Source organism: Streptomyces lycii, from assembly GCF_009735685.1.
Lineage (GTDB): Bacteria > Actinomycetota > Actinomycetes > Streptomycetales > Streptomycetaceae > Streptomyces > Streptomyces lycii.
Map to the genome: position 1 here is coordinate 1 of NZ_WHPN01000149.1, position 11770 is coordinate 11770.

Below are 11770 nucleotides of genomic sequence, written 5' to 3' on the forward strand. Positions count from 1 at the left end.
CCCTGCGATCTGCGCAGCCTGCTCGCCCCGTACGCCGGTTCCCGGGTGTCCTTCGCCGAGCCGGGCGCGCCGGTACGGCTGCCCGCCCGCGCCGCCGCCGAACTGGCCGCGGCCGCCGGGGCCGCCCTGGACAACGTCCGGCGGCACGCGGGCGAGAACGCGCAGGCGTGGATTCTGGTGGAGGACGAACCGGACGAGGTGATCGTCACCGTGCGGGACGACGGTCCGGGCATCCCCGAGGGGCGGCTGGCCGACGCCGAGCGGGAGGGACGGCTCGGTGTGGCGCTGTCGATCCGGGGGCGGCTGCGGGAACTGGGCGGCAGCGCCGAACTGCTGTCGGTGCCCGGCCAGGGCACGGAAGTCGAGCTGCGGGTACCGCGGGGGAGTGGGAGGAAGTCATGAGCGAGTCCAGCGGATCCGCCCGGACGGGCGGGACAGGCGGGGCGGGTGAGACCGCCGGGACAGCCGGGGCCGGTGAGCCCGCGGCCGCCGCGCCGGTCCGGGTGATGGTCGTCGACGACCACCCGATGTGGCGGGACGCGGTCGCACGGGACCTGGACGCGGCCGGGTACCGGGTGGTGGCGACCGCCGGGGACGGGCCGCAGGCCGTGCGCCGGGCCAAGGCCGCCGCCCCGGACGTGCTGGTGCTGGACCTCAACCTGCCCGGGCTGCCGGGCGTGCAGGTCTGCAAGCAGGTCGTGCACGCCCTGCCCGACGTGCGGGTGCTGGTGCTGTCGGCGAGCGGGGAGCACGCCGACGTCCTGGAGGCCGTCAAGTCCGGAGCCACCGGCTATCTGCTGAAGTCGGCGGGTTCGCAGGAGCTGTTGGACGCGGTGCGCCGCACGGCCGCCGGGGAACCGGTGTTCACCCCGGGGCTGGCCGGGCTGGTGCTCGGCGAGTACCGCAGGCTGGCCTCCGAGCCGTCGTCCGCCGCGCCGGACGAGACGGGCGCGCCGCAGCTGACGGACCGGGAGACGGAGGTGCTGCGGCTGGTCGCGAAGGGGCTGTCGTACAAGCAGATCGCGGAGCGGCTGGTGATCTCCCACCGCACGGTGCAGAACCACGTCCAGAACACCCTGGGCAAGCTCCAGTTGCACAACCGGGTGGAGCTCGTCCGGTACGCCATCGAGCGGGGCCTGGACGACGCCTGACGGGTTGTCCGCCGTCCGGGGGCGGCCGCGACCGGGGCGTCCGCCGTCCGGTGCGGTGTCGCCGTCCGGTGTTCCGCCGCCCGGCGCGGCCGTCCGCGGGCGCGCCGGGGACCGGGCGGACCGGCACGGCGGTGGACGGCGCCGCAGCGGTTCCCCGTTCGGCACCCGGGCGCCGACCGACCGGTGCGGCACCGTCCCCGGCCCCCGGTGCGGCGCTGTCCGCGTGCTCCGCGCGCGGTTCCGTGCGCCGAGCGTGCTCCGCGCGCGGCCCTGCCCGGGTTCCCGCGCGGGGTCCCGTTCGCCGTCCCGCCGGGGCCCGGCCCAGCCCGGCCCTCGCCCGGCCGCGCCGTCGCGCCCGTGTGTGCCGCAGTGCCTGCCGAATGTCTGGCGCGTGCCTGCCGGACGCCTGCCGCGCGCCTGCCGGACGCCTGCCGCGTGCCTGCCGAACGTCTGGCCCGTGCCTGCCGGACGCCTGCCGCGCGCCTGCCGGATGTCTGCCGTACGGGTGAAGTGGCGGTCATCTCCCCTTCGAAACACCGGAATAGCCCGGTTGCTCCCATCCCCTGTGATGTGGATCACCATTAGCCTCGGCGGTGGTCGTATCACCAAGGAGCACCATGACGAAGGGAAGATCCCATGCGGATCGGAGTACTCACCGGTGGCGGTGACTGTCCCGGGCTTAACGCGGTCATCCGGGGCGTCGTCCGGAAGGGCGTCCAGGACTACGGCTACGACTTCATCGGTTTCCGGGACGGCTGGCGCGGCCCTCTGGAGGCCGACACCGTCCAACTCGACATCCCCGCGGTGCGCGGCATCCTGCCCCGCGGCGGGACCATTCTCGGCTCCTCGCGGACCAATCCGCTCAAGGCCGAGAACGGCATCCGCCGGATCAAGGAGAACCTGAGCAAGCTGGAGGTGGACGCGCTCATCACCATCGGGGGCGAGGACACCCTCGGCGTCGCCGCGCGGCTCGCCGACGAGTACGGCATCGCCTGCGTCGGCGTGCCCAAGACCATCGACAACGATCTGTCCGCGACCGACTACACCTTCGGCTTCGACACGGCGGTCAACATCGCCACCGAGGCCATCGACCGCCTCCACACCACCGCCGAGTCGCACATGCGGGTGCTGGTCGTGGAGGTGATGGGCCGTCACGCGGGCTGGATCGCGCTGCACTCCGGGCTCGCGGGCGGCGCCAACGCCATCCTCATTCCGGAGCAGCGCTTCGACCTCGCCCAGGTGTGCTCCTGGGTCGAGTCCCGTTTCAAGATCCGGTACGCCCCGATCGTCGTCATCGCCGAGGGCGCCATGCCGAAGGACGGCGACATGGTGCTCAAGGACGGCTCGCAGGACTCCTTCGGGCATGTCCGGCTGTCCGGTGTCGGCGAGTGGCTGGCCAAGCAGATCGAGGACCGCACCGGCCAGGAGGCCCGTACCACCGTGCTGGGGCACGTCCAGCGCGGAGGCACGCCCAGCGCCTTCGACCGCTGGCTCGCGACCCGCTTCGGGCTGCACGCCATCGAGGCGGTGCGGGACGGCGACTTCGGCAAGATGGTGGCGCTCCAGGGCACCGACATCGTGCGGGTGCCGATCGCCGACGCCACGGCGAAGCTGAAGACCGTCGACCCGAAGCTGTACGCGGAGGCGGACGTCTTCTTCGGCTGAGACCGCGCCCCGGGCCGGCCCGCGCCGGGCCGGCCCGGGGCGAACCCCGCTCGCACGCCGGGCCGGCCCCGGGAGTGCTCCCGCGTCCGCGAGGGGGCGGCGGCCGGAGGTCCACAGGCACCGGACGTCGGCACCGGACGCCGGTGCCGCGCGCCGGTCCCGCCCCGGCAGCCCGTGCCCGACCGGCCGCCTCACCCGCCGCATCCGTCGCACCCGCCTCTTTCGCCTCGTCCGCCCGGCGGTCTGCCCCGACCTGCCAGAACCGTCCGACCTGCCCGAACCGTCCGACCCGCCCGACCGGCCAGGCCCGCCCGGCCCGCCCGACGACCCGTCCGACAAGGAAGCGCTCGTGGAGATCCTCGCCTTCGGCGTCCAGACCGATGAACGACCCGTGCTCGAAACGGCCTTCGACGGGCTGCGCCCGGTCCGCTGTCTGGACGTGTTCATGAACCGGGACACCGCGCCCATCGCTGCCGGTCACGAGATCGTCAGTGTCAGCGTCAACGCCGAGCTGGGCGCCGAGACCCTGCGCGTGCTCGCGGCGGGCGGCACCCGGATGATCGCCCAGCGGGCCACGGGCTTCAACAACATCGACCTGGCCGTGGCCGAGGAACTCGGCCTGACCGTCGCCCGGGTCTCGTACTACTCCCCGTACGCCGTCGCGGAGTTCGCCTGGACGCTGGCCATGGCGGTGAACCGGCGCGTCGTCCGGGCCGCCACCCGCACCCGTGACTTCGACTTCCGGCTGGACGGGCTGATGGGCCGGGACCTGCGCGGCCGCACCGCCGGCGTGCTCGGCACCGGCAAGATCGGTGAGGCCTTCACCCGGATCGCGCACGGCTTCGGGATGCGCCTGCTCGGCTGGGACATCGCGGAGAACCCGGCCTGCCGGGACCTGGGCATGGAGTACCGCGAGGACCTTCCCGGGCTGCTCGCCGAGGCCGACCTGGTCAGCCTGCACGTCCCGCTGCTGCCGCAGACCGAGCACCTGCTGGACCGGGACGGCCTGGCCGCGATGAAGGACGACGCCGTGCTGGTCAACACGAGCCGCGGCGGGCTGATCGACACCGAGGCGCTGGTCGGTGAGCTGAAGGCGGGCCGCTTCACCGGCGTCGGACTGGACGTGTACGAGGCCGAGGCCGGGCTGTTCTACCTCGACAAGTCGCTCGACGTGGTCGCCGACGACACCCTCGCCCGGCTGATGACCTTCGGCAACGTCCTGGTCACGTCCCACCAGGCGTACTACACGCGGGAAGCGGTGTCACAGATCGTCGAGGCCACCGTGCGCAACGTGGAGGACTATCTGGCGGGCCGCTCCGGTGAGAACTTCCTCGTCCCGGCCTTCCGCCGCACCGGGTGAACCGTCCGCACCGGTGAACGGCCCGTTCGGGGTGACTTCCCGGGCCGGCGACCGGCCGTACCGGACGACGTCCCGCACCGCGACGCCGTGCCGGGCGAAGGCCCGTGCCGGCGGCCTGCCGCACCGGCGCCGCGACGGCCGGTTCCGGCCCGCGACGTCCGGTCAGCCGTAGAGCGCCAGTGCCATGACGAGCCGCCCGTCACCGGGCCCGAAGTAGTCCTCGCTGTGTTCCAGGCCGGAGAAGCCCAGCGACTCGTAGAGCGCGACGGCGGCGGCGTTGGCCGGTTCCACGGTCAGCCGGACCTCGCCGACACCGTCCGCGCGCAGTCTCCGCAGCGCCTCCGCCATCAGCTGCCGGCCGAACCCGCGGCCGCGAGCCCGCCGTTCGATGCCGAGGCCCAGGATCCAGGCGAGGCTCCGGTCCGGCCGGATGCCCATCAGGACGTATCCGCGCAGGGCCTCGCCGTCGTCCAGGACCAGCAGGTGATCCGCGTAGACGTCGTAGAGCTGGCGCAGGACGAAGTACGGGTAGGCGTATTCGGCGAAGATCTGCTCGTCGAGCCCGGACAGCCGGGGAAGCTCCTCACCGGTCACCGGCCGCACCAGCGGTGGTCGCTCCTGCGGGGCCAGGGACACCGCCGAGAGGGCGGGCGCCGCCGGCGACGGGCCGCGGGGTAACGGCGGCGGCAGCGGCCGCGACGGTGACAGGGGCGACAACGGTGACAAAGGGGAGCTGTCTCCGTGGGGCAGAGAGGGCATACCACGTCCTGATGAAGGGGTAGGGGACGATGTCTGATCACTCGTTCGGGGTGCGGACGAGCCGGTGGAGCGGGGTGCGCCGGGTGTCGGCGGCAACGGTCAAACCAGGATTCATGCCGCTGACCTGGCGGTCAAGAACGGAACGGGCCGAGCGGCCGCCACGCATCGGCGCGCCCCCTGTGCGCCTCCGATTTCTTTCCGTCACACGCGGTGGCGCGCGCCCTTTTTCGCTTACGATTGGGAGATGGTTCTGAGACCACCCGCGCCCGGCGTCGTGAAAGCCCAGGAGCTGAACGACGACGCCGACTGGAACGCGTTCGACTCCGAGGCATATGTCGCGCACAACTACCGCGACCTGCGCCCGGACGACGAGCAGATCATCCGCATCGTCCGTGATTACTTCACGGATCATTTCCGCCGGCACCCGGGGGATCCGGTCCCGGGGATCGACGTCGGTTCGGGTGCCAATCTCTACCCGGCCCTCACCCTCCTCCCCTGGTGCTCGGAGATCACCCTCTTCGAGTACGCCGCGACGAACGCGGCCTGGCTGGAGCGTCAGGTGACCGGCTACGAGCCCAACTGGGACGCCTTCTGGGACGTGCTCCGCGAGGCCCGGCCCTACGCCGGCACGGAGAACCCCCGGGCGGCGCTGCGGCTCGCGGCGCGGGTGAAGCAGGGCAATCTCTTCAGCCTGCCCGAGGCGCGCTGGGGGATCGGGACCATGTTCTTCGTCGCCGAGTCGATGACCACCGCCCACGAGGAGTTCCAGGAGGGCGTCCGCCGTTTCGCCGAATGCCTCCTTCCGGGCGCTCCGTTCGCCGCCGCGTTCATGGAGGGCTCCGAGGGTTACGCGGTGGGCGACGAATTCTTCCCGGCGTGCAGCGTCACCGGCGCGCAGGTGCGGGACACGCTGACTCCTTTTGCGGAGGGGGAAGTCCAGATCCATTCCATCGGAATTCCGGGTGACCCGCTGCGGGTGGGCTACAAGGGAATGCTGGTGGCCTGCGGACGGCGTAATTCCGACTGAACGCAGATCTGAACAATCGGTTCCGGCTCGCCCCCGGTTCACGGTACGGGGGCGGGCTTCGGTGAGGGGTATGGGGGATGCAGATCAAGCCGCGCCAGCAATTGCTGGACATCTGGCGGGCCATGGCCCGCCACTCGTTCGAAGACGGGGAATGGCTCTGGGACAAATCGGGGGGTGGCATCAGCAGCGTGGCGGACGCCGAGCGCCTGCTGTGCCTGATGTACCCGGCCACCGAGTTCCCGGCGTTCCGGCTGGACGATCCGGACACCACGGACCGGGACGTGCAGGACGCGCTCAAGCACGCCGGGGGCCGGCTGGAGGTCCCGGGGAAGATCCTCAAGATCCTCGCCGAATACATGCGGACCCACACCGCGGAGGACAAACGGCCCAGTTTCGCGGGTGGCCACTACTTCGACACACCGGACCCGAAAGCCGAACTCACCGCGGAGCAGCGGCAGTTGGGAGTCGTCGACTCCTACTCCATGTCGATCACGCTGTCCCTGGCGACGCTCGGCTTTCTCAAGGTGTATCTCACCAAGCCGCGCCGAGCCGAGGTCCAGGCGCTCGCGGAGGAACTCAAGTCCGCCACCGAGGCCCGGCTGACGGCGGCCATGGTGAGTTTGCTCCGTTCCTTCACCGTCAACGTTTTCGATTCCGAGGCGCCGCAGGGCCGGACGCTGTGCCGGCTCATCGGCCAGGGCCAGGTGTCCGACCGGATCGTCGTCCAGCAGTTCGCGCGCCGCTTCAAGTCCCTGCGCGCCACCATCCGGGACAGCATCTTCCTCGGTGTCGACGTCGCCGACGCGCTCAGCGACGACAGCCAGCTCTTCGAGTGCGGCTGGGCCTGGAGCCTGGTGCGGGACGCGCCGCCGGTGGAGACCAGCGAGCCGGTCGGCCCGCAGCCCGACGGCGTCGCCAAGTCCGTCCCGTATCTCTACTTCACCGTCGTTGCCCTCGACGGCATCCAGGACCTCTTCTCCGAGCGCACCCTGACGCTCGGGCTGCTCAACCCCGAGCAGCAGCGGCTGGCCGAGGCGTTACGCCTCCGGTGGGAGATCACCCAGCAGTACTGGTCGGCGATCGCCCGGTTCGGCGACGGCAGCTGGCCCCTGGAGGACATTCCCTGGCGTACGACCGGCCAGCGGCTGGAATCGGAGTACTTCTCGCTCTCCGTCGCCGCCATCCTCGTCCACGACCTGGTGCGCCGCCGCGCCACGGACGACGACCTCACCCGCACCGTCGGCGTGATGGAACGCCTCGCCGAACGCGGCCGCATCACCAGCCGGATGACCGTCCAGGACCCGGCCATGCGACTGCACAACCCGGGCGTGAAACTCCCGTTGCAGGGCAGCGAGACGCTCGGCCCGCCGATGCAGTGGACCATGCCGGACTTCTCGGCCCACCTGCTCAAACGCACCATCCAGCTGTGCACCCTGTCCCGCACCATCTCCTCCCACGACCGGCTGCTGCGGCTGGCCGAGCGGATCTTCGACCATGTGTGGCAGCGCCGCGTCCGGCGCGGCGAGGGAGCCGGGCTCTGGGACAACGTCCACGCCGTCTATCCCGACTCCCCGGACCGCGACTGGCCGCTGTCCTGGAGCATCACCGAGCGCGTCACCGAGTGCATGGTCGCCGCGCGCCAGCTCTACACCCAGCCGCCGATCCGCTCCGCGAACCTCGCGGGCCTCGCCGGCGACCTGCTCAGCGAGGCCACCCACCTGCTCGGCAACGAACAGCTGGAACCCACCTCGGTCGCCGACGGGTCCCGCGGCATCGCCCTCAAGAGCGTCGAGGTCAAACTCGCCAGGGCCCGGCAGATCCTCGACGAACAGCCGGGCACGGCCTGCGCGCTCACCATAGAAGTGCTCGGCCAGCTCGACACCCTGGCGCTGGCCAGGCGGACCGCCTCCCGGGGAGCGTGAACGGTGCTCGTCTTCGCCGCCTCCGACAAAGGAGGCACCGGCCGCTCCGTCACCAGCGCGAACCTGGCCTACCGCCGTGCGCTCGCCGGAGACGACGTCTGCTATCTGGACTTCGACTTCGGCTCGCCCACCGCGGCCGCCGTGTTCGACGTGCCCGGAGCGCTGCGCGGCATCGAGGCGGGCGGTCTGCACACCTACCTCCAGGGCAAGGTCAGCGAACCGGAGCGGATCGACGTCTGGGCCGAGACGGAGCACGAGGTGCTGCGCCACCGACCCACCGGCTCCGGCAATCTGGTCCTGCTCCCGGGCGACCGCAGCGGCGGCGAGTTCGCCGTGGGCCGGGACGCCCTGCGCCGCTGCGTGGACCTCCTCCTCCGGCTGAACGCCGAGTTCGACCTCGTCGTCGTCGACCTGAGCGCCGGCCGCAGCTACGCCGTGGACATGGCCCTGGAAGCCACGTCGCGGCCCGCGATGCGGGGCGTCGAGGCGCGCTGGCTGGTCTACCACCGCTGGACCCGGCAGCATGTGATCGCCGCCGCCGGACTGGTGTTCGGCGACCGGGGCATCGTCGCCGGCGGCGTGGACCGCGGGCACGACGCGGAACGCCTGCGCGGCGCCATCCGCTTCGTCCGTGCCGCGGTGCCCGACCCCGAGTCGCCGCTGTGGTCCCAGGTCCCGCCGCCCCAGTCCGCCTGGATGCGCAAGTGCGACCAGGATCTGGACGAACTCGCCGCCGATCTCGAGGCCGGATTCAGCATGGTGCTGGGGTCGGTGCCGCTGGAGCCCGTACTGCAGTGGCGCGAGCAGCTCATCACCGACGAGGACGTGCTGGCGAGCAAGGTCGCCAACATGGAGACCCGGCAGGCGCTGGAGGAACTGGCGGCGAAGCTCACCGACCACGAGAGCTGGGGGGCCACGTGACGGACGCCGTGTTCCGCGAGACGGCGGCGGAGCCCCGCACCCAGTCGGTCCCGCTCGCCCATGTCTCGCTCGAACTGGGCCATCTCTACATGGAGGACTTCGAGGCGGGTGCCGGCCGGCTGCGCGAGCACTTCGCGCTGGTACGGCCCTGGGTGGACGCCGTGCGGGCGTCCGCGGCCGGCAACGGCAAGCGGCCGCGGATCAGCACCTGCTTCCTGATCGACGACTACTTCACCCGCTTCTCCTCGCCCGCCGAACTCGTGCCGCTGCTGCTGGCCGAGGCCGACCGCTGCGGGCTGACCGTCGACTACCTCGCCCGCGAGTCGGGCTGCGCCGTCGCCGACGGCGTGCAGATCGCCGCCGCGGTGGAGGCCCGGCTCGTCGAACTGCCGCCGCCCGGCAGCGACGGCTCCCGCCCGCCCGTCAGCGAGACCGGCTGGCTGGCCAACGGCGAGCGCACCCCGGGCTCGGCGGGCGCCGAGGCGATGGCCGGACTCACCACCTGGAGCCCGCCCAACGAGACCGCCGCCCGCCGGCACTCCGTCTTCGCCGACGTCGAACTGTGGGACGACCGGGACGGGCGGCGCACCTGGTCCTGCCCCTTCCTCGCCGCCGTCTGGCAGCTGGCCCGGCTGGGCCTGCTCCGGTACCGGGGCGAACCGGTGCTGCGCCCGCGGCCCTGGCCGGACGGCGGCTTCCCGCACGACTGGGACGCCCTGCCGCCGCTGATCCAGCTCTCCCCGTCGGCCGCGCCCTTCGCGGCGTACCGCACCTGCTCCGTGCTGCCCTCCCGGTTCCTGCCCGTGGAGCACGCCGTCCGCGTCGTGCTGAGCCAGATCCAGACGGACCCGGACGCCCTCCGGCAGGTCGCCGAGCGCTCCGCCCGGGAAGGCGTGCCCGTCCCGGACGCCATCGCCGACCGCGCTTCCTACGTCTTCTACGCGGGTCCCTGACATGACGGCCACGGGGGACACCGGCACGGCCGAGCCGGTCTGCGGCGAGGTCCGGACCTGCCTGCTCCAGACCTCGCTGTCGCTGACCGCGTCGGCCGCCGAGGAACTGCTGCGGCTGCGGGAGGACGAACGGGTACGCCTGTCCGAACGCCCCAATCTGCACGCCGTATCGCCCGACGTGCTCACCGGCGTCGACTGCCGGCTGCCCACGGGCTCCGGGGCAAGGGTGCGCGCCATCGGCACCGTCGCCGCGCGCGCCGTGCTCACCGAGGGCCGGGTGCTCCAGGCCACCGCGTACTTCCGGGCGGCCGGAGCCGGTCCCGAGCAGCGGCAGCCCTGGGGCCACTACCTGGTACGGCCCGGGGTGCTGGAGCCGTTCGGCGGGCTGCCCGTCCGCGCCGTCGCCGACGGCATCCTGGCGGGCACCCGGCAGGCCGGCGAGCTGGACCTGGGAGCCGTCTCCGAGCGTCTGCTCACCGCTGTGCTGCGGCATCAACTGCTCGACCAGCGGCCGCCGTTCAAGTCCCGGCGCACCCGGCTGCGCTGGGTGGCGTTACGGACCCGGGACGGCCAGGCCCCGTCGATCCGGCGCTTCACCCTCGCCGCGGACGGACTGCGGACCGTGGAACTGCGGGTGCCGGAGGAGATCGCTCCGGCCGCCGTCGCGGGCCTCTGCGAGGACCTCGCACTGCACGACTGGCTGCTCACGACCCTCGTCCGGATGGTCGAGCGCAGCCGCCCGGGGTCCGCGGACGGGTACGCCGTGGTGACGGCGCTGCGCCCGGCCGTGGACCACCTGCTGCACTTGTGGATGCCGAGAGCCCGGGTGGCCGGGGCACTGAGCCCGCTGTGGGAGGTGCTCGAGCGGGAGCCCGGATTCACCCGGCAATGGCAGACGCTGGTCCAGCGCATCAGGGACCAGCTGGCTCTGCAGGCCATTCCGTTGCCGCGCGAAGCCCTGACGGCACGATGACGGGGATGCGTGCGCACGCCGAACCCGACCGGGGGACACCATGGACAGTCACGCACCGACGCAGACACGGGGATCGGCCGGGGCCCCGGCGGCACAGCCGGCCGGCGTACCGCCGTTTCTGCTGAAAACCCTGATCACCGCGGTGATCGGCGGCTTCACCTATGTCATGACCAACGCCACCGACCAGCCCGAGGTGTGGAAGCTGACCGCCTCGATCTTCGTCGGCGGCGCCGCCATGATCATCCAGTTCATGGTCGACTTCGAGCGGCGGCTCGGCGGCGTGGAGAGCAGCCTGAGCGTGCACAACTCGGAGATGAAGGACCTGGTCGCCGAGGGCTTCGCCAAGATCAACCACGCCACCGAGCTGTTCGGTCTCGTCGAGGGCTCGGCGCTGCGCTCCGACGGTGTGACCCGGCTGGTCCGCAGTGCCACGGTCGTCGGCTCCGAGGGCCCGGAGATCATGAAGGCCTTCGCCCAGTCGGAGGTCAACCGGCTCGCCACCCTGATGGCGAACCTCCACCAGAAGCACGCCGACTACGACGGCGAGGACCACGACTGGATCGTCTCGCTCACCCAGTGCGCCACCGACACCATCGACGCCACCAGCACCTCGGTGGACCACGACTTCTGGCCGACCGAGCTGGGACAGCGCTATCTGCGGGCCCAGCGGGACGCCATCCGCAGCCGCGGGGTGCGGATCCGGCGGCTGTTCATCGTCGACACCCCGGAGGAGATCGACGACGACCTGGGCCAGCTGGTCGAGCACCAGCAGAGCCTGGGCATCCAGGTCCGGGTCCTGGCGCTCTCGCAGCTTCCGCCGATCGCGGGGATCGACATCACGAACGACTTCATCCTCTTCGACCAGTCGCTGTCCTACGAGGTCGAGCCCGATCTGCGGGGCATGAACGCCAAGACCACGATGGATCTGCGCGAGGACCGGGTGGCCCGGCGCATCAAGCGGTTCGAGGAGCTGTGGGACGCGGGGGACGCGGAGCCGGAGCCGGGCGACTGACCTCGGGCCGGTCCCGGTCCCGGACAC

At 72.0% G+C, this 11770-nt stretch carries 11 protein-coding genes; 10 read left to right on the forward strand and 1 reads right to left on the reverse strand.

What is annotated here, in order from left to right; all coding sequences use genetic code 11:
- From GCU69_RS06135 to GCU69_RS06150, 4 genes are all read left to right on the forward strand, one after another.
- A partial coding sequence (locus GCU69_RS06135; RefSeq protein ID WP_170315786.1) for a sensor histidine kinase occupies positions 1 to 402 on the forward strand: 402 nt, incomplete at its 5' end.
- Positions 403 to 506: 104 nt separating this feature from the next.
- Positions 507 to 1151, forward strand: coding sequence for a response regulator (locus GCU69_RS06140; protein WP_235978273.1), 645 nt, complete (start codon positions 507 to 509; stop codon positions 1149 to 1151).
- A gap of 636 nt (positions 1152 to 1787) precedes the next feature.
- Positions 1788 to 2816, forward strand: a complete 1029-nt coding sequence (locus GCU69_RS06145; RefSeq protein ID WP_098751517.1) for a 6-phosphofructokinase — start codon at positions 1788 to 1790, stop codon at positions 2814 to 2816.
- 349 nt (positions 2817 to 3165) lie between these two features.
- Positions 3166 to 4176, forward strand: a complete 1011-nt coding sequence (locus GCU69_RS06150; protein ID WP_156205341.1) for a 2-hydroxyacid dehydrogenase — start codon at positions 3166 to 3168, stop codon at positions 4174 to 4176.
- 162 nt (positions 4177 to 4338) lie between these two features.
- On the opposite strand, the gene GCU69_RS06155 is transcribed toward GCU69_RS06150, so the two are convergent.
- Entirely contained in the window at positions 4339 to 4812 is a 474-nt protein-coding gene (locus tag GCU69_RS06155; RefSeq protein WP_235978272.1) for a GNAT family N-acetyltransferase, read from the reverse strand.
- Between the two features lie 367 nt (positions 4813 to 5179).
- Between GCU69_RS06155 and GCU69_RS06160 the strand changes: the two genes are divergently transcribed.
- The 6 genes from GCU69_RS06160 to GCU69_RS06185 all read left to right on the forward strand — a co-directional run bounded on the left by GCU69_RS06160 (position 5180) and on the right by GCU69_RS06185 (position 11743).
- The gene (locus GCU69_RS06160) at positions 5180 to 5962 is read left to right on the forward strand and encodes an SCO2525 family SAM-dependent methyltransferase (RefSeq protein ID WP_156205343.1); all 783 of its coding nucleotides are present in this window, start codon (positions 5180 to 5182) and stop codon (positions 5960 to 5962) included.
- A 77-nt stretch (positions 5963 to 6039) separates the two neighbouring features.
- Positions 6040 to 7884 carry an SCO2524 family protein gene (locus tag GCU69_RS06165; RefSeq protein ID WP_098751513.1) on the forward strand — a complete coding sequence of 615 codons (1845 nt, stop codon included), beginning with the start codon at positions 6040 to 6042 and terminating at the stop codon, positions 7882 to 7884.
- Between the two features lie 3 nt (positions 7885 to 7887).
- Complete coding sequence (locus GCU69_RS06170; RefSeq protein ID WP_098751512.1) at positions 7888 to 8805, forward strand: SCO2523 family variant P-loop protein; 918 nt, start codon at positions 7888 to 7890, stop codon at positions 8803 to 8805.
- Entirely contained in the window at positions 8802 to 9758 is a 957-nt protein-coding gene (locus GCU69_RS06175; RefSeq protein ID WP_098751511.1) for an SCO2522 family protein, read from the forward strand. Before GCU69_RS06170 ends, GCU69_RS06175 begins: the two co-directional genes overlap by 4 nt.
- Before the next feature lies 1 nt (position 9759).
- Positions 9760 to 10731, forward strand: coding sequence for an SCO2521 family protein (locus tag GCU69_RS06180; protein WP_156205344.1), 972 nt, complete (start codon positions 9760 to 9762; stop codon positions 10729 to 10731).
- A gap of 40 nt (positions 10732 to 10771) precedes the next feature.
- Positions 10772 to 11743, forward strand: a complete 972-nt coding sequence (locus GCU69_RS06185; RefSeq protein WP_098751509.1) for a DUF6879 family protein — start codon at positions 10772 to 10774, stop codon at positions 11741 to 11743.
- Positions 11744 to 11770: the final 27 nt, after the last annotated feature.

Excerpts from the sequence above, each read along its gene's own strand:
- GCU69_RS06145 (WP_098751517.1), top strand. The coding sequence starts at position 1,788 with ATGCGGATCGGAGTACTCACCGGTGGCGGTGACTGTCCCGGGCTTAAC.
- GCU69_RS06140 (WP_235978273.1), top strand. The coding sequence starts at position 507 with ATGGTCGTCGACGACCACCCGATGTGGCGGGACGCGGTCGCACGGGAC.
- GCU69_RS06160 (WP_156205343.1), top strand. The coding sequence starts at position 5,180 with ATGGTTCTGAGACCACCCGCGCCCGGCGTCGTGAAAGCCCAGGAGCTG.
- GCU69_RS06180 (WP_156205344.1), top strand. The coding sequence starts at position 9,760 with ATGACGGCCACGGGGGACACCGGCACGGCCGAGCCGGTCTGCGGCGAG.
- GCU69_RS06165 (WP_098751513.1), top strand. The coding sequence starts at position 6,040 with ATGCAGATCAAGCCGCGCCAGCAATTGCTGGACATCTGGCGGGCCATG.
- GCU69_RS06185 (WP_098751509.1), top strand. The coding sequence starts at position 10,772 with ATGGACAGTCACGCACCGACGCAGACACGGGGATCGGCCGGGGCCCCG.